The organism is Rhodopirellula europaea 6C, from assembly GCF_000338295.1.
In the GTDB taxonomy this organism is placed as follows: domain Bacteria; phylum Planctomycetota; class Planctomycetia; order Pirellulales; family Pirellulaceae; genus Rhodopirellula; species Rhodopirellula europaea.
The window spans coordinates 55,183-76,238 of the sequence record NZ_ANMO01000122.1 but is presented as its reverse complement, the minus strand read 5'-3'; the positions used below and the strand labels follow the sequence as shown (position 1 = coordinate 76,238).

The 21,056-nt window shown below is 55.7% G+C and carries 20 protein-coding genes; 10 read left to right on the top strand and 10 right to left on the bottom strand.

The window, feature by feature from the left end; all coding sequences use genetic code 11:
• From RE6C_RS14280 to RE6C_RS14260, 5 genes are all read right to left on the bottom strand, one after another.
• Positions 1–492: WecB/TagA/CpsF family glycosyltransferase (locus tag RE6C_RS14280; protein ID WP_008657598.1), on the bottom strand; the 492-nt coding region annotated here is incomplete at its 3' end.
• 8 nt (positions 493–500) lie between these two features.
• Complete coding sequence (locus RE6C_RS14275; protein WP_008657597.1) at positions 501–1,481, bottom strand: polysaccharide deacetylase family protein; 981 nt, start codon at positions 1,479–1,481, stop codon at positions 501–503.
• Positions 1,478–2,884, bottom strand: coding sequence for a glycosyltransferase family 4 protein (locus tag RE6C_RS14270; RefSeq protein ID WP_008657596.1), 1,407 nt, complete (start codon positions 2,882–2,884; stop codon positions 1,478–1,480). The genes RE6C_RS14275 and RE6C_RS14270 overlap by 4 nt, the downstream gene beginning before the upstream one ends.
• Before the next feature lie 9 nt (positions 2,885–2,893).
• On the bottom strand, positions 2,894–4,138 hold the full coding sequence (locus RE6C_RS14265; RefSeq protein WP_008657594.1) for a sugar transferase: 1,245 nt from the start codon (positions 4,136–4,138) through the stop codon (positions 2,894–2,896).
• Positions 4,139–4,245: 107 nt separating this feature from the next.
• Positions 4,246–6,012, bottom strand: a complete 1,767-nt coding sequence (locus RE6C_RS14260; protein WP_052034968.1) for a GumC family protein — start codon at positions 6,010–6,012, stop codon at positions 4,246–4,248.
• Between the two features lie 341 nt (positions 6,013–6,353).
• On the opposite strand from RE6C_RS14260, the gene RE6C_RS14255 reads away from it, so the two are divergent.
• From RE6C_RS14255 to RE6C_RS14205, 10 genes are all read left to right on the top strand, one after another.
• A complete protein-coding gene (locus tag RE6C_RS14255; protein WP_008657590.1) occupies positions 6,354–7,109 on the top strand; it encodes a class I SAM-dependent methyltransferase in 756 nt (251 codons plus the stop codon).
• Positions 7,110–7,282: 173 nt separating this feature from the next.
• Positions 7,283–8,077 (top strand): thymidylate synthase, encoded by a 795-nt coding sequence (locus tag RE6C_RS14250; protein WP_008657588.1) that lies wholly within the window; start codon positions 7,283–7,285, stop codon positions 8,075–8,077.
• 7 nt (positions 8,078–8,084) lie between these two features.
• Positions 8,085–8,762 (top strand): dihydrofolate reductase, encoded by a 678-nt coding sequence (locus RE6C_RS14245; protein ID WP_008657586.1) that lies wholly within the window; start codon positions 8,085–8,087, stop codon positions 8,760–8,762.
• A gap of 474 nt (positions 8,763–9,236) precedes the next feature.
• Entirely contained in the window at positions 9,237–9,608 is a 372-nt protein-coding gene (rpsM, locus tag RE6C_RS14235; RefSeq protein ID WP_007328402.1) for a 30S ribosomal protein S13, read from the top strand.
• A 66-nt stretch (positions 9,609–9,674) separates the two neighbouring features.
• Entirely contained in the window at positions 9,675–10,058 is a 384-nt protein-coding gene (gene rpsK / locus RE6C_RS14230; RefSeq protein WP_008657585.1) for a 30S ribosomal protein S11, read from the top strand.
• Positions 10,059–10,117: 59 nt separating this feature from the next.
• Complete coding sequence (locus tag RE6C_RS14225; protein WP_007328400.1) at positions 10,118–11,113, top strand: DNA-directed RNA polymerase subunit alpha; 996 nt, start codon at positions 10,118–10,120, stop codon at positions 11,111–11,113.
• 85 nt (positions 11,114–11,198) lie between these two features.
• Entirely contained in the window at positions 11,199–11,831 is a 633-nt protein-coding gene (locus tag RE6C_RS14220; RefSeq protein WP_008657584.1) for a bL17 family ribosomal protein, read from the top strand.
• Positions 11,832–12,006: 175 nt separating this feature from the next.
• Positions 12,007–13,032, top strand: a complete 1,026-nt coding sequence (locus RE6C_RS14215) for a sialidase family protein (protein ID WP_236618205.1) — start codon at positions 12,007–12,009, stop codon at positions 13,030–13,032.
• Between the two features lie 207 nt (positions 13,033–13,239).
• Complete coding sequence (locus RE6C_RS14210) at positions 13,240–14,547, top strand: amidohydrolase family protein (RefSeq protein ID WP_008657580.1); 1,308 nt, start codon at positions 13,240–13,242, stop codon at positions 14,545–14,547.
• A 17-nt stretch (positions 14,548–14,564) separates the two neighbouring features.
• Positions 14,565–15,494, top strand: coding sequence for a cupin-like domain-containing protein (locus RE6C_RS14205; RefSeq protein ID WP_008657579.1), 930 nt, complete (start codon positions 14,565–14,567; stop codon positions 15,492–15,494).
• Between the two features lie 55 nt (positions 15,495–15,549).
• Here RE6C_RS14205 and RE6C_RS14200 read toward each other — a convergent pair whose 3' ends face one another.
• From RE6C_RS14200 to RE6C_RS14180, 5 genes are all read right to left on the bottom strand, one after another.
• Entirely contained in the window at positions 15,550–16,008 is a 459-nt protein-coding gene (locus RE6C_RS14200) for a superoxide dismutase, Ni (protein ID WP_236615658.1), read from the bottom strand.
• Between the two features lie 118 nt (positions 16,009–16,126).
• Positions 16,127–17,413, bottom strand: a complete 1,287-nt coding sequence (locus RE6C_RS14195) for a carboxylate--amine ligase (protein WP_008657577.1) — start codon at positions 17,411–17,413, stop codon at positions 16,127–16,129.
• Positions 17,410–18,456 carry a ketopantoate reductase family protein gene (locus tag RE6C_RS14190; protein WP_008657576.1) on the bottom strand — a complete coding sequence of 349 codons (1,047 nt, stop codon included), beginning with the start codon at positions 18,454–18,456 and terminating at the stop codon, positions 17,410–17,412. Before RE6C_RS14190 ends, RE6C_RS14195 begins: the two co-directional genes overlap by 4 nt.
• Positions 18,457–18,635: 179 nt before the next feature.
• Positions 18,636–20,315 (bottom strand): GH3 auxin-responsive promoter family protein, encoded by a 1,680-nt coding sequence (locus RE6C_RS14185; protein ID WP_008657575.1) that lies wholly within the window; start codon positions 20,313–20,315, stop codon positions 18,636–18,638.
• Between the two features lie 357 nt (positions 20,316–20,672).
• On the bottom strand, positions 20,673–21,044 hold the full coding sequence (locus tag RE6C_RS14180) for a DUF3127 domain-containing protein (protein ID WP_008657574.1): 372 nt from the start codon (positions 21,042–21,044) through the stop codon (positions 20,673–20,675).
• Positions 21,045–21,056 lie beyond the last annotated feature (12 nt).

Here is a 21,056-nt window from a genome sequence, read left to right as displayed (position 1 = left end):
CGCTCGAATTTCTGCGGCCAGCTCTTCGCGTTCTTCAGAAGTGATTTGTCGAAACGCGGATGCTCGTTTGCCGACAATGCGAAGGCCTTCAAAACGTTCGCACAATCGGTCAGCGAACTGTTGAAGCATCTCTTCCGTTGCTCCAAACAAAAAGATCGGCACATCATCTTTCGCGGCTTGGGCACACAAACGGAGTGTGAGCTCAGGGCCATAGACGCGATCAGAAAGCGGTGGGCCATCGAAGGTTCCGCGGTGCAATCGATTCAACGCCCATCGAACCGGTTGGCCATCGGGGCAGACCAGGTCGAACTGGTTGAGTCGGTAGTGATGTTCCCGGTCCAGCACGCCGGTCATCACACCATGAACAGCCAACGCGGTGACCGCCATCGGCGAATGGTTTTTGGCAGCGGTGATGATGCGATCAACAGCAGCCTCGTAGTCGATCGCGTTGACACCAATGCCCAAGACATTGTGCTGTCCGTAGTCCAACATGGTTTTGTTTAAGTGGTTGCAGGTTGAGGGACGAAGCCGTCCGTTGTCGCAAGTGTCTTGGTTTGATCCAACATGGTCCGCACATCAAATTCGCGAGCGAACTTTCCGAGAGCCCATCGCATGAACGAAAGCTTTTCTTCGCGTTTCAGCTTCATGCCGGGGAAGTAAGCCATGTCGGAATCGTCTTCGCACCCGAGAAAGTCAGGTGGATGCAGCAGCAGAGATGGTGACGTGCCTGTCATTCGGCACATGTTCAGCGACATCGAGAAATACATCTTCGCAACCGTCACGCTGAAGCTGGCAAGGAAAGTGACGTAGCTGAAGTGGATCGGCGTCCGGAGGAATGGAAGCGTGGTGACCGGAATTTCCTGCAAGGGGAACGTCTCGCCGTCAACTTTCTCGTGACGCATGAATGGTCGATTGGGATTTCGCATCGATGCGAATCCTCCGTAGAGCTTCTTAGCCTTTTCTCGCTGCTCGCCTTTCAAGTTCGTGCGAGCCAAGAAGACCGCGCGAGCGATTGGTGCCATCGAAGTCGGGAAGATGGATGCGTCGTAGGTGTACTGGTTGCGGATCAGAACGCGTAGGACTTCGGCGGGGCAACTGAATCCGGGACCACGGAAGCCGCGTGGGCGTGTGCCGACGGTTGAAATGATGCGATCATGAGTGGTCATGATTTCGGATTCGATTTCCGTATCGCTCATCGTATGCATCCAGGGCAAATGATTGAGCGAATGATTGGCGGCTTCCCAACTTGGGAGTTGGTCAAACGACTTGATTGATCGAACGTCTTCATCGACATCCAAGTCGCGCCCGACCAGGAACACGGTCAGTGGGAGATTCAGTTCGCCGAGTAGCTCAACAATTCGCGGCACCGCGATATCAAAGTAGCTCGACGCGGACTCCCAGTCTTCGTGCCCAGCGGCGCGGAGGTAGGCCCACTTGTTGTCCAGATCCATCGACAAGCTGCCGATCAACGGTTGGCTCATCGTTCCGCGTTCCCCGTCGAGCCAGCATCGCGTTGATTCAGTGCGGCACGGATTGCATCGATTGCCCCGTTCGCTGATCGTGCCGGTGTGTAGTCGCGAATGTCGTGCCTGGCGTTTTCTCGCATCTTAGCGATCGCACTGTTGTCAGCGGCGAGGTAACCACGAAGTGCGCCGGAAAGATCTGGCGTGGATTCAGGCGGATTTGAACAGCCGCTTTCTGTGGAAGATGGCTCCGTGTTCAGAGCTTCGTGGGACAGTGGATCGTATTGCCAGCCGTTTCGTCCGTTCTCAATCAATGTCGTGACGGACTGGGCGTAGATGCTACCGATGATTGGCATTCCGGCATGCATGCCTTCGTTGGTGACCAACAGCCACTCGTCTGCGAGTGTTGGTGCGATGATCGCACCGTGATCACGCATCAGCTCCGGAAGTTCGGCTGCGGGACGGTTCCCAAGCAAGTGGATCTTCAACCGTGAATCGATGGGACCGTGTTCATCGGTGCTGTCACCGGATGCCAGTGTTTCCAGTTCGCTTCGGCAAGGACCATCACCGACGAATGTGATCTCCAATGCTTCGTTGTTGCCGGCGCAGAAGTCGCTGGCTTGGCGAACCAACGGCAGAACACCTTTGCGTTGTGAGAGCTGTCCAATGCAGAGCAAACGTCGTCGAACCTCGGACTCCGGTGGGCGTTGTGTTTTGCTGGAAGTTGTCCGGTCATCGGCAGCGTAGGGCAAGTGGAATAGTTGTTCCTCTTTTGCACCCAGTGACAGCAAGACTTCGCGACAGGAGGGGCCGTTGTAGGTGATCGCATCGGCAGAACGGATCAGGCGACGACGAGCCCAATTGCGAAGTCGGCCGCGGCCTTGTTCAGTGTGTTCGCTCATGAAGGTCGCGAGGACCAGGCGTGCGCCCGAGCGTCGGCAATAGCGAGCCGCGGCCAGAGAACGTGCACCGAGTTCGTGTGAGACGACGACGTCGGGACGAATGCGTTTGAGTTGCTTGAGCGTGTCGTATGGAACGTGCACGAACAGCTGGTCGTCAAAGCCGGCTTTGGCGTGTCGCCATCGGCGTCGTAACGTGACAGTCTTTTGGACTTCCACGTTGAGCCCTGACCAGTCCAATCGAAAGTTGCGATTGGGTTCGATTGGAGTGCTGAGCAGAATCTGGAAATCGCGAATTCGCTTCGTGATCTCTTGCAGCACACGGACTTGATAAAGCGGGATGTAGTGCGTCAGGAAGACCACTTTGGCATCGAGCGGCGAACCATCCTCGATCGATTTCCCTTGCGTTTCGGTGACGACAGAACCATCGCGTGCCGCTGAGTCGTCCTTTGAGGAACCGACCAACGGGCTAGCTTGCGATGATTCGTTGGATTCGGGATTCGCGGGCAAAACGGCGGACATGTTAGAAGTCTATTCGCCGCCACGCCCCGTCACGGGCACAACGACAGTTTGAGCGATGAGTCGTAGATCTTGGAACAAACCCAATTGGTCGATGTAGCGAAGATCCATCCGCATCCAATCATCGAACGTCACAGCCTTGGCCTTGTTGACTTGCCAAGTGCAGGTCAATCCAGGGCGAACGTCGAGTCGTCGTCGGTGCCAACGTTCGCAGGCTCGGCTCTCATGCCATGGTAATGGACGAGGTCCGACCAATGACATGTCACCAGTCAACACATTAATCAGTTGGGGCAGTTCGTCCAAACAAGTCGCCCGCAAAAAGTGGCCAACTTTCGTCACCCGTGGATCGCGAGAGATCTTGAATGCGGGCCCGTCGCGGTGGCTTTCAGCACGCAATTCCGCCTGGAACTTCTCCGCATCGACGATCATCGTGCGAAGTTTCAGGATCGTGAAGGGGCGTCCATTTTGTCCTTCGCGGGTTTGGCGGAAGAACACCGGGCCGCCGTCAGTCAGCTTGATTGCTGCCATGGCACCCAGAATCGCGGGACCGGTCAGTACCAATCCGATGCCGGCGCCGACGACGTCGATTCCGCGTTTGAGCCACAACCCCGATTGGCTGCTTTGTTGTTGCACCCCGGCCAATGTGATGTCGTCGATCGAGGATTGCACTCGGTTGTGCGACAAAGCGGATGGTTCGGTGGGAGCGGTCGATTCAGCAGTGGTGGATGCCAAGCGAACCCAGGCTTCTTCTGAATCAGCAGGGTCATCTTTGCGGCGATCGTCGGCCCGGCGGTCTCCCGAAGCGTCTTGATTGTTTTCTTGGTCTTCGCCGAAGCCATTCGGATCGTGCACCTGAAGATTCAGCCGGACTTCCAAGCCCGCAGCGGATGTCAGGCGAGCCAAACGGTCCAGTACGGCACGGCCGCCCATTTCGGGAGTGTCGACCAGCAACACGCCATAACGAAACGTTGCCAGGATTCCCTTTTCGTCCGTGACCCGAAGGTTGCGGAGCAGCAAGTCGACAAGTTGGCGGTTTTGTTTGTTGGTGCTGCGGCGAGTCGCTCCCGCCTTGGTCAGCAGTTCAACGGTCAGCAGGCAGAAAGGAATTGAGCGACGAGTGGCACGCAGTCGTTCGCGATTCAGCTCGCGATCGAACTGGCGCGACGACAGCAGCAGCACGCGGCGGCGACCAAGCGAGGCTTCGTCCTTCCACCGCAGCAGGCTTTCGCGTCGTTCTTTTTTAAAAAATGAAAACAAAGTTGTTGTTCCTAGGTGCGTTTCTTCTGCCCCGTCGAGTCATCCGTGAAAGATTGCTTGAGTCTCTGCGACGCTGTGTCCTGCATCGCACTCCAAATCAATTGCGACTAGCGAGGCATGGAGGCGTTGAACGTGGCTGACGTTTCGTTCATGGCAACCGTGTCGCCTGTGGGCACGCCGGCAGTCACCGTTTCTTTGGATCGAATGTCTTCTTGTTCGTGCATCACATCGTCCAGGTCCGAGTCCGTGTTGGTCGCAACATCGGCGGACTTCGTGTTTCGAAGAGATTTGGCCGCTTTCTTACGCGAAATCTCGCCACGGGAACCGCCGGTTGAAGAGACGGGAGAATCACGCAGGATCGCTTGTAGCAATCCGAGGCTCAGCCCGAGCAGCAAGCCGACCACGGCCAGCAAGCCTCGCATCGGACCTGACTTCTTCAGGTTCAACGTTGCGTCTTGAATGACGCTGACGTCGGACATCTGCAAATCGTCCAGTTCGGAATTGACCCGAGCTTCTTCCAATGAACGAGCGTGTTCGCGATAGGTTTCTTCCGCCAATTCGGCTTCCCATGTCAATTCAGCCAACCGAGTTGCGTCCCCGTTAAGGCGTTGCAGGTCCAGTTGTGTGGCTGCCAAACGCTCGCTCACGGCGTCGCGACGGCTTTTCAAACCAACGGCTTTGGCGCGGACGGTTTGAAACTGCGTTTCGAGTTCTTGGTAGACCGGATTGATCGCTTCACGGCGTTCTTCACGATCTTCGCGTTCGGAGTCAGCGAGTTGGGCACTCTGCTGCATCTTTTCTTGCAGCAACTTGTAGCGAGGGTGATTCGGGCTGACGCGAGCCAGTTCTTCGCCGTCTTGAATTTGCACGTCGTACAGTTGGCTTCGCATTTGATCGCCGGCGGCGTTCGCGATGCCGAGCGTGACTTCAACAGGAACCCATTCTTTGGTGCCATCGAGTTGGCGACGAAGTTCTTCGGCTTGGCTGATCGCTTCGGCGAGTTCACTGTCGGCTGTGTTCAGCTTCATTTCCAAATCGATGATGCGTTCTCGCAGGGTTTCTTCTGCTGAGGCGGCGCTGAGCCAGCCCATTTCGTTGCGTGTTTCTTGCAAAGCTCGGCGAGTTTCCAGTGCGGTGTCGCGACTTTGCTTGGCCCGTTTTTCGAAGAACGATTCCGAGCCATCCACACTGTGGGCTTCCACGTGATAGCGGCCGTACTCGTCCATCACGGCTTGGACGATGGATTGCACCAGCAACGGATCATCGCCTTTGCCTGCCACCGCAACGGTGTAGCCATTTTTCGCGATTTGAACGTCGATCGCTTTGGATACTTTCTTGATCGCTTGTTCGCGTTCCAGTTGCTCTTCGTACTGTTCGGGCGACAGTTCGCCGACAGTTTTGCCATCGGATTTTGGCAACCAAGAGACCAGTTGGTGATCTGATTGGAGGAAGGACTCGATGTCTTTAATGCCTCGGTCGATCCAGGTGCGCGGTTCATTGATGTTTTCAACGCCGATGCGTTCCACCGCTCGTTCAGCAATTTCGCGACTGCCAATCATCTCGCCGATGCTGACGACTTCCGCGGTGCGGCTCTCTTGCATCGAGACCGATTGAGTCGCTTTTGTGGTTGGGTCGACCGCGAGTGCTCCGCGACCCAGGCGGACGTACATCAGGCCTTCGCTTCGATACTGGTTCGGCCAAACGATCAAAAGTGCGATGATCGCGATGGTAACCAGCACAGTGGTGAACACGATCGACGGCAGGCGTCGACGGAAGGATCGAAGGACTTCGCCGGGAGTGACCATCGCCCACGATTCAGTCTGCGTTGAGGGCGACCAATTGCCGGACGAAAAATGAGACGAACTTCCGTTCATCCGACTTGCTGAATTGGTCGAGTTGGGGTCTGGTTGAGATCGGCTCACCGGGCGGCTCCAGGCACATCAGGGGCAATGGGCGATCGTTGCAGTCCGCCCAACAGTCAATTTACCCATAACCAGCGCAAACCCCCGATTCCTTTCAGCACGCGCAGTCCTTCGATTTGGTCGGGTATCTTGTTCAAGTTGTAGTTGCCCACTGAAATTATGTGGGGTGGAATTTGACCAAAATCGCGTAAAGTCTGGGTGGAATCCCCCAGTGAGCAAGTCTGGGCGTCGATTTTCACGCAACTGCCTTTTGGTTTTTTCAAATCGTTTTCTCCCAAAAGTGTCCTGAACGCATGTTCGCTCGTGTATTGGAACCGCCACCGAACGACCCCGCTGCGGATGCGGTCGCCTATCAATCAATGGATCATCGACAGGTGAACACCACTTTCGTCGACGATCTCCTCTGCGGGGGGTGTGTTGGCCCACGCGTGATCGACTTGGGGTGCGGTCCGGCCGGTATCGTGTTGATGCTTGGCGAGCGATGGCGCGAGCTGGAAGACGCAGGCGGTTTGTCAAATTCGAACTTTGCCGATGAGCAGTTGCAAATCATGGCGGTCGATTTCAGCGTCGACATGCTGGAATTGGCGAGCTTCGAAATCGAATTGAACGGGATGCAGGACCTGGTTTGGCTTCAGCAGATCGATCTGACCGATCCGGAAAGCCTGCAAGAGGATCTGGCACAAACCATCATCAGCAACACGGTTTTGCATCACCTGCCCAATCCAATTACCGGGATCCAGGTCGCCATGCGAGCTCTGATGCCCGGAGGGCGGATCTTCATTCGCGATTTGTTTCGGCCCAGCAGCAGAGAAGAGGTTGAACATTTGGTCGAAGAGCACACGGATGCTAAATCAGAGGACGATCTCGCACCGGAATACGCACCTTCGCAGCTACTTCGGCAATCTTTGTTGGCCTCCCTGACGTTGGGGGAGGCTCGCGAAATGGTGTCTTCCGTTGGGATTCCCGCGGAAGCGGTGCAGATGACGAGCGACCGTCACTGGACGCTCGATTGGACCTCGCCGGGCGAAGGATCGGCTTCGATCGGTTGAGGGCGTTTGCCCCGGTTGAGATTGAGGAACGTGGCGGGTGAGAGGCTTTCTTTGGGGCGAGTTGCACTCGATCTTTCGAAAGTCGGATCCTCGATACCGGTGTTGGCTGTTACCATTCAGAATCATCGGCGAAATAAATTCGCCAGGCTATTTCGGATCGACGCGAGACGCTCATGCAAGGCTATTTGCAACTATTAGACGAAGTCCTGCATGACGGGATTGATCGAGATGACCGCACCGGCGTCGGCACTCGCAGTCTGTTCGGACGTCAGATGCGGTTTGATTTGGCGGAGGGGTTTCCTCTGCTGACGACCAAAAAACTGCACATCCGCTCGATCCTGCACGAGTTACTTTGGTTCCTTCGCGGCGAAACCAATATCGGTTACCTGAAAGAGAACAAGGTTTCGATTTGGGACGAGTGGGCCGACGAAGCCGGTGATTTAGGCCCGGTTTACGGCCACCAATGGCGTAGTTGGGAAGGTGCCGGCGGCGAGACGATCGACCAAATCGCTTGGGTCGAAAACGAGATTCGGACCAACCCGCGGTCGCGACGTTTGGTCGTTTCGGCCTGGAATGTGGCCGATGTGCCGAAGATGGCGTTGCCACCGTGTCATTTGCTGTTCCAGTTCTATGTTTCCGGCGGACGGCTGTCTTGTCAGCTTTATCAACGCAGCGCGGATTTGTTCTTGGGCGTGCCATTCAATATCGCCAGCTACGCAATGTTGACGTCGATGATGGCTCACGTCACGGGCCTGAAACCGGGCGAGTTTGTACACACGCTTGGCGACGTTCATCTCTACAGCAACCATTTCGAACAGGCTCGAGAACAGCTCAGCCGCACGCCTCGGCCATTGCCGAACTTCCACATCAAGCGAGAAGTAGCGTCGGTCACCGATTTCCAGTTCGATGATTTCGAGCTGACCAACTACGACCCCCATCCTCACATCAAGGCTCCGGTGGCAGTTTAAAAGCGGTATGAGTGAATTCAGCTCCCGCCCCGATTCCAGCCTGCCCGAATCATCCGGTCAGACGCCGGACCATCCTTCAGCGAGCCAAGTCGGTGAAACGCTGTCCGCTGGAGATTCGCCGAGTGAGATTGCGCGATCGCTGCGGAGTCGCGATTTGTTGCCAGCCGATCATGGCGTCGGATGCAGCATCACCGCCGTGGTTGCCGCGACACCAAGTGGTGTGATCGGAGACGACCAGGACATGCCCTGGCGACTGTCCTCGGATCTGAAACGGTTTAAAAAGGCGACGATGGGCGGCGCGCTGATCATGGGCCGAAAAACGTTCGAATCGATCGGTCGAGTGTTGCCCGGCCGGCAAACCATCGTGTTGACGCGGCAGGGACAATGGCAATTTCCGGGGACACAGACCGCGTCTGGAAAGTCCGAAGCGATCGCATTGGCCGCTGATCGACGGATCTTTGTTGTCGGTGGAGGCCAGATTTACCAACAGTGGTTTCCGCTGTGCACCGAATTGTGGTGGACACGGGTTTGGGCCAACGTCTCCGGCGACACGCGAGTCGATTTGCCGTTGGATGAGTTTGAGTTGGTCTCACAAACCTCGTTTCCGGTGACCGCCAAGGACGACTACCCGACGGATTGGTTGCGAATGCGTCGTCGGATTCCTTGTCCAAATCTGCCCGGCTGATCTCGCCGATAGAGCTGAATCGAGTGTTTGTTTTCAGCGTTCTCGGCAGCGGACTTTCACGTTCCGCAGAACAAGATTGGGTCCAATAAGAGCCCGTGGGAAGTGTCCAGCCGACCAATCGGACGTTTCTCGGGTGTGAAAGCGACCGGTTCGAAAGAAAACTCAGATGAGATTGCAGATCGGGTTCGACTGTCGCCGATGCTTGCAATTCAACGTTGATTCCGGGCTCTGCTGGTAGTTTCGGGCAAACGTTGATGTGGTGATGTTAAAAGATGAAGACATCTCCGAAAAAAATTCCGGATTGCTTTTGTCGCTTCCACTTGAGCAAAAAGGGGGCCGACTGCTATAGTCCGCGATCCGCTGGCGAAGACGCTCTTGCGTTGCATCGCCATCCAGCGCTTCTGAAGCGCGATAACGCACAGATAATCTAACATCCTTCGCAGCTGCTCTCGGAGTATCGCCATGCCCCGTCTGATGGGCGTCGACATCCCCAACGACAAACAGATTCAATATTCGCTGACGTACCTGTACGGCCTTGGGCTGTACCGGGCTCGTGAGGTGTGTGAGAAATTGGGCATTGACCCAACTTCACCCGCCAGCGACATCAGCGATGAAGATGTAGGTCGCATCGCCGCCCTTCTCGAACGAGATTATCTCGTCGAAGGTCCGCTGCGTCGTCAAGTGACTCAAAACATCAGCCGCATGCGGGAGATCAAATCCTACCGCGGCATCCGGCACCGTGTCAGCTTGCCCGTTCGTGGGCAACGCACCAAGACCAATGCACGGACCCGCAAAGGGCCTCGTAAGACGGTCGCTGGTAAGAAGGGCGTCAAGGATCTGCGATAGTCGCAGGTTTGCCTTGATTCCAATTTCCTTCCTTCCCCCATTCATTGATCTGTTTGAGAAGTTTCGGTGGCAAAGACCAACAAGAAAAAACGCATCCGCAGAAACGTAAGCAACGGTGTTGCTCACGTTCACGCGACTTTCAACAACACCACGGTGACCATCACGGACACCAAGGGTGACACGTTGTGCTGGGCCAGTGCAGGAACCAGTGGATTCAAGGGCAGCCGTAAGAGCACGCCTTTCGCTGGTCAGTGTGCTGCTCAACAGGCTGCTGAAAAAGCAACCAAGTTTGGTATGCGTGACGTCGAAGTTCGCGTCAAAGGACCTGGGTCCGGCCGCGAAAGTGCCATCACCGCGCTGCAAGCTGCTGGCTTGAACGTGAAATTGATCGAGGAAGTGACCCCCATCCCGCACAACGGTTGCCGTCCTCGCAAGAAACGCCGCGTCTAATCCCGCTGACGCCGCTTCGTTTCTGATCAACCCCATTCCGCATCCATCAAAGGCCCAACATGACCATGCACATCCGCTGGCGCGGCATGGAACTGCCCAGTTCGCTTGAAGTCGATCGTGACTCGCTGACCCAAACCTACGGCAAATTTTCTGCCGAGCCATTCGAGCGTGGTTTTGGTGCCAGTATCGGTAACAGCATGCGTCGCGTGTTGTTGAGCAGTTTGGTGGGTAGTGCCGTTACCCAAATCAAAATCCGTGGTGCTCAGCACGAGTTCACGACGATTCCAGGTGTTCTCGAAGATGTCACCGACATCGTCCTGAACGTGAAATCGTTGATCGTCAACAGCAACACCGACTCGACTCGCGTGATCACCGTCGAGCGCAACACCGCCGGTGTTGTCACCGGTGCTGATGTGCAAACCGACGCGGACGTTGAGATCATCAACAAAGACCACGTTATCTGCACGCTGACCGATGACGTTCCATTCATGATGGAAATGGTTGTCGAAACCGGTCGTGGATACGTTCCAAGCACCGAACACAGCAGCGTTGACCACGAGATCGGAATTATTCCGATCGACGCCGTCTTCAGCCCCATCGTTCGTGTTCGTTACGAAGTTGAAGCGACTCGTGTCGGTCAAAAGACCAACTACGATCGTTTGAACCTCGAGATTTGGACCGATGGAACGATCAACCCAGAAATGGCGTTGACCGAAGCGGCCAAGATCCTTCGTAAACACCTCAACCCGTTCGTTCAATATCGCGAACTGGGACCAAGCATCTTCTCCGCCGCACGTGGTGGAGCCGGTTCGCCCGAAGCTCAGCTCGAAGCGAAGCTGAACATGACTCTCGCGGATCTGCGATTGTCGGTGCGAGCGAACAACTGCTTGGAAAGCGAAAACATCATGACGGTTCGCGACCTTGTGCAACGAACCGAAGATTCATTGTTGGAAGTTCGCAACTTTGGCGACACAACTCTCAACGAAGTTCGTGAAAAGCTATCGCAGTACGGATTGCACCTTGGCATGCGAGTGCCAAACCAGCCACTGTTCTAGTCAGCAACGCATCGCAAACGCGATGCACGCCAGCGACTTCTATTCACTTTCATTTCACTCCCATTCAATTTGACGGATTCGCGTCATGCGTCACCGCCGCAAAGGCCGCGTTCTCGGCCGCTCTCCAGCTCACCGCAAAGCATTGATGCGGAACCTGTCCAGCGCCCTGTTCTTGACCGAACGTGACGCCAGCTTGGATGAAAATGCTCCTAAGGTCCCAGGTCGTATCATTACGACCCTGGAAAAGGCCAAGGAAGTTCGTCCGTTGGTCGAGAAGTGCATCACGCTCGCAAAGCGTGCCCTGCCTGCTCTCGAAGAAGCCAAGAAGTACGAAACTTCAGCTGAACGTGGATCGGACGAATACAAGAAATGGCGTAAGAGCGAGGAATGGACCAAGTGGGCCGATGCTCGTGCCCCTTATGTCAACGCTCAGCGTCGTGTTTTGCAATTGATCGGCGATCGCGAAGCCGTTGCGGTTTTGTTTGACACCATCGCAGAACGCTTCACGGATCGTCCCGGTGGATACACCCGGATCATGCGTTTGGCAAAGCCTCGTCTGGGCGACGGTGGTACTCGAGCGATTCTCGAGTTGGTCGGCAAGAACGATCGAGTCACTCGTTCGGCTCAACGCCCTGCGTTCGAACAAGACGCTCCTGAGTCGGATTCGGCTCCCGAAGCGGAAGCCAAGACCGAAGAAGAAACCGCATCGGCTAACTGAGCCAGCGAGAACAAAACAGAGAAGGCAGTCCAGTTTCGGACTGCCTTTTTTTGTGCGCGTTCACTTGGGTGTGTGGTCAAGAGGGATTATTCTCCCAGGGTTGGGCGGGCGCGTTCTGAGCGGGCTGTCCATTCTCGATGCCGATTTGGTCCTCTGAGGTGAACGCATGCAGGCAATGAAACGATTTTGGATTGGGTGTTGTCTGTTGGCGTCAGTTCTGGGTGCAACGATGCAGCAGGCCGGTTCTGGCATGGCGGCGGAGTTGGTGCGAGTCGATCGAATCTGGGATCAAGCTCATCACAATGCCTTCACTGACCTGGCCCGTTTCAAAGGTCAATGGTTCTGCGTTTTTCGCGAAGGTACTCGTCATGTGTCTGATGACGGTTCGTTGCGTGTGCTTCGCAGTGAAGATGGATCGAAGTGGGGGTCGGTTGCTCTGATTGAAAGCGACGACTCGGATCTTCGCGACGCCAAGTTGTCGGTGACTCCCGATGGGAAGTTGATGCTGAGCGGTGCCGGTGCGTTGCATGATCCGAGCGAAGGTAGTCACCAATCTTACAACTGGTTTTCAGACGACGGGGTGACTTGGACCGACCCCGCTGATGCCGGTAAACGCAGCGATTGGTTGTGGCGGACGTCTTGGTCCAACGACGGGAAGGCATACAGCGTTGGCTATCACACCGGTGATCCAGCAGATCGTCGCGTGCGTTTATACAAAAGTGATGATGGGCGTCGTTACGATGTGTTGGTCGACAATCTTGGGATCGAAGGCTATCCGAATGAGTCTTCCATTCTGTTCATGGAAGATGACACGGCCTACTGCATGCTTCGTCGAGATGCTGGCAGCAAGACCGGAATGTGGGGTGTAGCCAAGCCGCCCTACACGGATTGGACGTGGCATGACATGGGCGTTCGCATCGGCGGCCCGCACATGATTCGTCTGCCTGATGGCCGGTTCGTGGCCGCAGTCCGGCTCTATGATCAGAAGGTCCGGACATCGCTGTGTTGGGTGGATCCCGAGACAGGTGAATTGGAGGAGTTCCTGGCCTTGCCGTCTGGAGGGGACACGAGCTATGCCGGTTTGGTGTTCCATGACAACAGGCTCTGGGTGAGCTATTACTCACAGCATGAATCGCTGGACGAGGAAACAGAGACGGATTTCACGACGGCGATCTACGTCGCACAAGTGAAGCTGGACTGACGCGGCTATCTGAATTGCATCGTTTGACGCCGCACTGCCTTGCGTTTGCCGGGCAGTGTTGGCCTCTGTTTTGCGGGCAAGGCCTCTGGTCAGTCGAGGCAGCTTCGCGATTGGATACCGGCTTTCCTCATCGAATCTTCAATCGAGTGCGGCTGACGCGACGCTATAATTCGCGACAAAAATACATCCCTGATATTTGCATGGTCCATGACTCTTCGACGCTTGTTGTTACTTTTTGCCTGGGTTGGTGCCTCTTTGCTGATGCAAGCTGCGACCGCTCAGAAACCCAGTGAACTTCATGCCGTGGTGAAGACGCGGGGATCAATGAAGCCGATCCAAAAGTCACGTGACGATCGTGCGACCAGTGTTGAATCTCATCAGGCCGATGAGACACCACTCGACGGTCGTGACGGCCGCGATTTGTCGGTGCATCACTACAACCCGAAGTCACAGTTGAAGACGAAGGTCACCGACGTAAAGCATGCCGCCTTTCCGGTGGTCAATGTGCACACGCATTTCTTCTATCGGTTGCGGCTTAATCGAGATGCGCTCGAAGATTTTGTCGGCGCGATGGACCGCAACCACATTGCCGTCTGCGTTTCGCTCGATGGAAAGCTCGGGACTCAGTTTCAGGAGCAAAAGGATTATCTATGGAAAGAGCACCGTGGTCGATTTGTGTTGTATGCCAACATCGATTGGCGCGGAGACGGTGCGAGTGATGACCCCGCGACTTGGGCGTGTTACCGGCCCGGTTTTGCCGAGCGGACGGTCGAACAATTGCGAGAAGCGGTCGAGCAAGGTGCTTCAGGACTGAAGTTGTTCAAGCGTTTTGGTTTGGGGTATCGATACCCGGATGGATCGTTGATGAAGATCGATGATCCGCGTTGGGATCCGATTTGGGCGGCGTGCGGTGAGCTTCAAATTCCGATCATCATTCACACCGCCGATCCGGCAGCGTTCTTTGATCCGATCGATGAGCGCAACGAGCGATGGGAGGAACTTTCACGGCATCCCGATTGGAGTTTTCACGGCGACGAATTTCCTTCCCGTGAGGAGCTCTTTGCCGCCCGGAATCGCATGATCGCAAAGCATCCCAACACTCAGTTCATTGGGGCGCATATTGCGAACAATCCGGAAGATCTCGCGACGGTCAGTGAGTGGATGGATCAGTATCCGAATCTTTGGTTGGAGCCCGCCTCGCGAATCAACGAGCTGGGAAGGCAGCCTCGAGCTGCTCGTGAATTTTTGATTCGGTACCAGGATCGTTTGCTGTTTGGGACCGACGGACCGTGGCCGGAACAGCGTTTGCGTTACTATTGGCGGTTCTTCGAGACCGATGATGAGGCGTTTCCTTACAGCGAAAAGGAGCCTCCACCGCAAGGATTGTGGCAAATCGACGGCGTGAACCTTCCTCCCAAGGTGCTCCGCAAATTGTATTATGAGAATGCCGTCAAACTGATCCCCGGCGTTCGAGAACGTGTCGAAGCGTTTGCGAAACAGCATTCCTTGGATTGATCCCACAAGATAGCACCATGACCACATCCACCCCGGCCTCTCGCGAAATCCCGTCGTTGGATGCCAATGATGCCGAGACATTTTTTCGCGATTACTACGCCACCGAACAGCCCGTCATTTTTCGGGGAGTGACTCACGCGGACGGTGGCGCGGAAGAGGTTTGTCGTGCGCTTTGTGACAAGATTGCGGTCGACGCATCGGTGACAGAGCGTTTGCTTTGGTACGACGTGCGGCAAGAGATGATTGATGATGTTTGCACGACGCCGCCGGTCGTGACGGAATCGATGAATCCGGACACCGCGTTTCTGCGAGACAACTGCGTTCGAGTCTGGTTCAACTCGGGCGGTCACACCACGCCTTGGCACTACGACGGTCACTCGTTGCACGTTTTTAACTTGCAGCTCAAAGGCAAGAAACGCTGGACGATTGTCGCTCCCGAAACGCCGCTTCCCAACATGCCATTCTCGAAGACCTGCTTGTTCGAGGAGAACTCGCTGAAAGGCAAACGTGTTTACGAGTTCGATTTGTGCGAAGGCGATATGGTGTTCCTGCCTCGGTATTGGTTCCACCATGTTCATTCGGTTGGTGAACTGAACGTCAACGTGAACTGGGTGTTGATGCCAAAGCAACAGCCAGCGGCAACCAAAATCGCGGCTCGCGAGTCGGAGATCCTTTGGTTGTTGGATAAGACTCGATTCGCAATGCCCTCCGGCGTGAAGTGGATGCTGGATAACTTTGCGGGAGCGGGAGAGCCCGCGCTGAAGACGTTGACGAAAGACGTTTCAGTGGGGCGAGGGATCAGTCGCGTTGCAAAGGAAGTGATCCGCAGTCCAATGGTGATCTTGGCGATTCCAACATTGATCCGAAAAGCCAAGACCGTCATGAAGGGAAAGAAAATCCTCAGCGGTCTGCTTCAAACGAGTCAGGCCGCCCAGAAGGCGGCCTGATGTTGAATCTCGGTGGTGTGTTGGGCTGATCGAATTTCGTGGTCAGCCCAAGTGATCAATGCTCGTGATCGAAGTCAGGTTTCTTGCCTTCGTATGCTTCGTAGAAAGCAAAGATTGATTCTTCCAGAGCTTTCGCGGTCGCGGGATCCGCAGACTGCTTCGCCTTCATCGCGTTGACCATGACCTTGTGAGCGGCCATCAGCTTCTTTCCGTAGGCGGGATCGTCGGTCTTGATCCGCTGAGCCATGAAGTAGGCGGCAATGGTGTTCTGAATGCGAGTGGCGTGATCTTCCTTGGTCGTCACCCAGCGAACGGCTTGGTTGACGGATTGGGCGTCGGCTTTGCCCGCAAGTGAATTGATTTCGTTCTGTGCCTTGGAAATTGTGTGTTCATCTTCCAGCATTTCTTCGAAGCGACGTTGGTCACCATAAATTCCGCAAGGAACTTGGCAGTGTGCCGAGGCGATGGTGGCAAATGCGAGAGTCAGGACGGTCGAGGCAAAAAAGCGATTCATGTTGTGATCCATTTCGGGGAGTGGAGCGAAAGAGCGTGACTATCCAATGGGCGCAAATCGAATTGCACCGCCTGCAAATTGTACAGACTTATCCGTTCAATGCGGCGCAAGCTTTGTATCACTCGAAGATTGCCGAGAGTTCCTGGCTGGGCAGGCTGGCAATCTTGGCGACCGCGTCGGCGTTCATGCCGTAGTTTGCGACAGTGGATCGCACCATTTTGTGCGAGCGTTTGGGAGATAGCAACAGTTCCATTGCAACGGCCAGTGGCGGGATCCCGCTAAGCAAGTCCTGTTTAAGCCGCATCATTTCGGGCTGTGAATCGCGGTAGCCATCTTTGTGACGGATCCGGTTGGTGATCTCTTGCCACACCGCCGCCCGCGATCCGGTTTGCATGGCCTGATCGAGCAACGCGGTGAGGAATTGGTGAGAACGAACCCCAGCGACGCCCGAAGCAACCGGCGCCGAATCGGGGATTTCATTCAGTGAAACCTTGACCAAAAATTCGCACAGATTGACGCCGGCCAGCATCGCGTTGACCGTTTCGCCGATTCGCGGATTGGCTTCGATGAATTGATGATGCCCAGTTGTTTGGTCATAGAAGTATTCGGCGAAGAGGGCTCCGTGCCAATCGAGTGACTCGCCGAGTTTGCGAACGTCGTCAGCAACGTTTTCACGGTGTGTGCTGACGCGAACGATCGGTGCGCCGCCCACTCCACGACGCTGTCCCATGGCGTCGTGCCAAGCAACCATGCGTCCACGATCGAAGATGGCTTGCAGGATCGACAGTTCACCGGGTGCGGCCGACTGCAGGACGATTTCTTGGTTGGGAAGAGACGCGTCGCTTGCGGTTTGTTCTTTGACCCATTCACGCATCTCCGCGGAGTCATGAATAGCGACAACTCCCCTGCCTGCAGTTCCGTGAGCCGTTTTCAGAAAGCAAGGGAATTCGGATTGTGCAGAGCAGCCTTTCTGCAGTGACTGGGCGGATGTCCCGTCAACGATGCGAGTGTGCGGTTGCGGCAAGCCCAACTCTTCCATCGCTCGCGCGAAGTTGGCTTTGTCTTGCAGACGGTCGATCGCGTCAAACGTTGGCAACGCCACACCAACATGGTTTTGAAGTTGATCTCGCACGCGGCTGAGCAAGTAGGCTTGTTCATGCGTTGCAACCACAACGTCGTAGTGGTGCTCGTCGATCAGTTCTTTCAGTCGTCGCAGATAGGCGATTGGGTCGGCCGAAGAAAGCGGGCATCGGTGCCAATGCCGGACAAACGTGCTGAAACGACCTTGGCTGAGAGCGGCCGAATCCATGACGTCGATCGTGTGCCGGCCGCCAAGGCAATGCAGCGTTTGGCGAGCTGATGTGCTGGATCCTTCCGTCAATAAGATGCGCCGCGAGTCGCTCATCGCGATTCGATTTGTCGGAAGCGATCGATGACTTCTTCGCGGGTGAAGAACTTTCCGGCTCCGCGATTTTCAATCTCCCGGGCCAAGTCGATGACCATTTGGTTGTACGGAGCCGTGGTGCCATTTCGCTCTGCCAAGCGAACGATCTCACCGAGAGTGTGGTCGACTTCGGTGCCTTTGCCTTTGAGCAGATCTTGGTACAGCGAGAACTGGATTGGGCGTCGATTGAAGATCAGTTTGGCGCCGGTTCCGACAATCGGTCCTAGCAAAGGCGAGTCGAGTTTTCCAAAGAAGCCACGTAGCTTTCGGATGTCAGGGAGCTTTGGAATCCGAGCCAGTTTGACGCCTGCGGTGTCGAAGACTTGCAAGCATTCATCCGCCAGAGGTTTGCCAACGGCGCCACGCCAACCGCGATGGCAAACGGCTTCGGTGATGAAGTTGGATTGCGAGAGTGAAGCGGCGTAGCCGGGAGAGTTGATGGCAAGTTTGTTGTACCGGACACCTTCCACGTTGGCTTCTTCGAAGACTCGAAAGCCGGTTTTTTCAAGTATCTTTGTCGCCGCCGTGGCGGAAGCGGCATTGGTACCTTGGGCATTCGGGCCGAGAACAATGGTGCCGTTGAATTGAAGGCTGGCGGTGCCGGGTTGGGGGACGGTCACGTTGGTTGCGGTGATTCCCATGACCAAGTGTTTTTCGTCGACATGTTGCAACAAGGCGTCGTCGTTGAAACCATTTTGAACCGAGACAACGATTGCGGATCCGAGGTAGGGTGCGGCGGCCGAGATGGCTTCCGCCGTGGCTTGAGATTTGACGGTCACCAGCACCATGTCCGAACCGGCGATGTCGGCTGGATCATCGGTTCCGATGATTGGAACGTCGCGATCTGGCCAGGGACCTTGCAGTTGGACGCGGCCGGAGTCGCGAATCGTTTGGATATGAGGTCCGCGACCGAGCAAGACGACCTCGCAAGTCGGATCGTTGTCGCGGATCAAGCCGCCAAGCATGGTGCCGATCGCGCCGGCTCCGAGAACACTGATTTTCATAGCACGATGTCGGTCATGAGAGTTGGAAAAGGCCGGCGCATTAACGTGGATGCAACATCATAACGACCGGGCGACGGCTCTTTAAGTGACGCTCGTTGAATCGAAGCTTGCCGCCGGAACCCAGGTGTCTCGACGCGGCGACATCCCGTGAATTCGGTTGTCATGTCCGGTGCGAACGATCAGCTGGGTGGCGTCGAATCCAGCTTGCTGAGGCTTTGCAAAAAGTTTGGGTCGTTGGTCAAGCACGGGTGCTTGTACTCCTCGAAGTTGCCTCGCTTGGACGTTTTGCTGGCCCTCAGTTTTTCCCATGTTCCCGCGGGAACGCGAGTGACTTGGATTGGTTCGATGCGTCCGCTGGCACACTTGTCCGCGTACTCGCAATTGACTTGTGACAGTTGGTTTTGCAATTCCTGGCCGATGCGTTCGCAAAGGTTTGGCAAAGAAGAGTCGTCGAGCACCAAGTTGTATCGAGGTCGTTCGCCAAGCGTGGGTGCGAGCGTGAAAGTGCAGGAGGGAGCGTTGATGGATTGCAGGGTTTGTTGCATCGCCTGCATGACTTGGTGTTCGCTTAGCTTTTCACCGGTGAAGCTGCAGAAGTTCTTGCCCTTGTTAAGGAACGAGAGCATGGGAGTTTGACCACAGAAACCATCGCATCGAACGAGGTCATGGATGTCATACCGATACAGACCGCTGGCCGTCGTCAGCACGATGAAGTAGTTCTCGCCCTCGGTCAGGTCGGATGCTTCCAGCACGTTGGGTGTGCTGCTATCGCGTTCTGATTCAGGAATGAATTCGAAATGGTGGCTGCTGTAGTCGAGCATGCCGGAGGGTGAGCCGTTTTGCAGCGGCACGGTCATGCGACCTTCGCTGGCCGACAGCCCGTGATCTCGAACGGCGACGTCGCCGTAGTATTCCGGCAACTGATTCAGATAGAGTCCAACCGAGCCTCCGGTCCAAACGGCCAGCAACGTGAGGTCCGGCCAAGCGTCTTTGGGATAGAGGTGACCGGTGCGGTCGACGATTTGCTGCAGTTGTCTAGCGCGGCGGGGGTTGGGACGCAATCGCGATCGAAGTTGTTGGCGGATCGCGTCTGGGATGGGCTGATTGCCTGTGAGTGTCCCGTCATGGATATCACGAATCAAGGTTTCTTTCATTGCGTCGGCGAACTTGGCGACTTCCACCAAAGTGCTGGGGTTCGCCGTCACAATTTTTCCGACACGATCGCAAGCGAGGCTAAGTCGCAAAGCGGTGTAGTGTTTGGCCAAATGTTCCGTGATTTGAATGACGCAGGCGGGCAGCACAAACAGCGAGCCGATGTAGAACGGCCGCGTCTCCGCCGCCAGTCCGCTGATGTTGCCGCAGGGAGCACCCGACGGTGTTTGGGTGACGTTCCAGTGGCTTGAGAACTGCAGTGATTTCATCTGCAGCAGATGTGGGTAGTCGCGGTAAACGCCCGTGCCCCAGTACTGCCAGCCGGCTTTGTATTGGCGATAGAAATCCTCTGTCACCGGAATCATCTTTGGGTGATCGGTCGTCCCGGATGTCGTCGCGAACATGACGACCTTGGTGTTCTCTGGGAACAACGCCGTCGTCTCGCCCTGGATGACTCGGTCGACATAGGGTCGAGCCGCTTCGTAGCCCGCGATTGGAACTCGACGGCGGAAGTCTTCGAGAGTTCGGATTTCGGAAAAGCCGTGGTCGCGTCCGAAGGCGGTGTCCGCGTTCAGGCGGATGCGACACAGCAAGTTTTCTCGCTGAAGTTCGCGAGCCCGTTCCGCATTGGAAAGATAACGTTGCAGTCGACCGATCTTGTATCGCAGCATCGAACGCCGCAGCAGCGTCATTGGATGAGGTGACATGATGAACGGATTCCCTGCGGTTGAATTGAAACAGGCGACTCAGACAAACATCGAGCATCCAACATTCGTTCGGCGTGAAGAATTCAGGGCCGAGGGCGATTCCGTAGAGGGGGGGCCAGCCGAACGCGGTTGCCGCGATGAGCGGACGCGATTGGGCAAGACGAGTCGTCTGGAGACTGTTTTTAGTCCCCCAGATGACTGGTGCCAAGTTGATTGCAGTGCAGTCAATTCGATTTGCGTGCGATCGCGGGGATGCTCGCATTCGGCTCTGAAGCGACCGCCGACGCAAAAAGCCCGCAAACACAATTGTTTTGCGAGCTTTTCGGATCGTTTTCCAGTCGAGAACCAGCAATCGGTTCAGAACGGAGCTTCGTCGTCGACTTCGTTGAAGGCGTCATTGGCCGCGTCCGCGCCTGCTCCCGCGTTTCCGCCGGAAGCACCGACGACTTTGTATGACAAAGCTTCGACGCTGACGAAGTATTTGACTTCGCTTTGCGGATCTCGCTGCCATTTTCGGCCGTTCAACCGGTACGCAACTTCGATTTCGTCGCCCATGTTCATCTCGTCAACGCTGTCGCAAGCGTCGCGGGTGAATTCGATGGGGATGTAGTTGCTGAAGCTACCTTTGTCTTGTTCGAGAACCACCAATCGTTTGCGAAACCCTTTTTGACCGTAGGTCTTGGTTTCTTCGATCACGTTCACAACGCCTCGAACTGTTGAATCACTCATCTAGCTACTCGC

Coding starts and splice junctions, on each gene's coding strand:
- RE6C_RS14255 (WP_008657590.1), top strand. CDS start 6,354: ATGTTCGCTCGTGTATTGGAACCGCCACCGAACGACCCCGCTGCGGAT.
- RE6C_RS14250 (WP_008657588.1), top strand. CDS start 7,283: ATGCAAGGCTATTTGCAACTATTAGACGAAGTCCTGCATGACGGGATT.
- RE6C_RS14200 (WP_236615658.1), bottom strand. CDS start 16,008: ATGAATCGCTTTTTTGCCTCGACCGTCCTGACTCTCGCATTTGCCACC.
- RE6C_RS14270 (WP_008657596.1), bottom strand. CDS start 2,884: ATGTCCGCCGTTTTGCCCGCGAATCCCGAATCCAACGAATCATCGCAA.
- RE6C_RS14215 (WP_236618205.1), top strand. CDS start 12,007: ATGAAACGATTTTGGATTGGGTGTTGTCTGTTGGCGTCAGTTCTGGGT.
- RE6C_RS14220 (WP_008657584.1), top strand. CDS start 11,199: ATGCGTCACCGCCGCAAAGGCCGCGTTCTCGGCCGCTCTCCAGCTCAC.
- RE6C_RS14210 (WP_008657580.1), top strand. CDS start 13,240: ATGACTCTTCGACGCTTGTTGTTACTTTTTGCCTGGGTTGGTGCCTCT.
- RE6C_RS14245 (WP_008657586.1), top strand. CDS start 8,085: ATGAGTGAATTCAGCTCCCGCCCCGATTCCAGCCTGCCCGAATCATCC.
- RE6C_RS14185 (WP_008657575.1), bottom strand. CDS start 20,315: ATGTCACCTCATCCAATGACGCTGCTGCGGCGTTCGATGCTGCGATAC.
- rpsM (WP_007328402.1), top strand. CDS start 9,237: ATGGGCGTCGACATCCCCAACGACAAACAGATTCAATATTCGCTGACG.
- RE6C_RS14275 (WP_008657597.1), bottom strand. CDS start 1,481: ATGAGCCAACCGTTGATCGGCAGCTTGTCGATGGATCTGGACAACAAG.
- RE6C_RS14260 (WP_052034968.1), bottom strand. CDS start 6,012: ATGAACGGAAGTTCGTCTCATTTTTCGTCCGGCAATTGGTCGCCCTCA.
- RE6C_RS14195 (WP_008657577.1), bottom strand. CDS start 17,413: ATGAGCGACTCGCGGCGCATCTTATTGACGGAAGGATCCAGCACATCA.
- RE6C_RS14190 (WP_008657576.1), bottom strand. CDS start 18,456: ATGAAAATCAGTGTTCTCGGAGCCGGCGCGATCGGCACCATGCTTGGC.
- RE6C_RS14205 (WP_008657579.1), top strand. CDS start 14,565: ATGACCACATCCACCCCGGCCTCTCGCGAAATCCCGTCGTTGGATGCC.
- RE6C_RS14225 (WP_007328400.1), top strand. CDS start 10,118: ATGACCATGCACATCCGCTGGCGCGGCATGGAACTGCCCAGTTCGCTT.
- RE6C_RS14180 (WP_008657574.1), bottom strand. CDS start 21,044: ATGAGTGATTCAACAGTTCGAGGCGTTGTGAACGTGATCGAAGAAACC.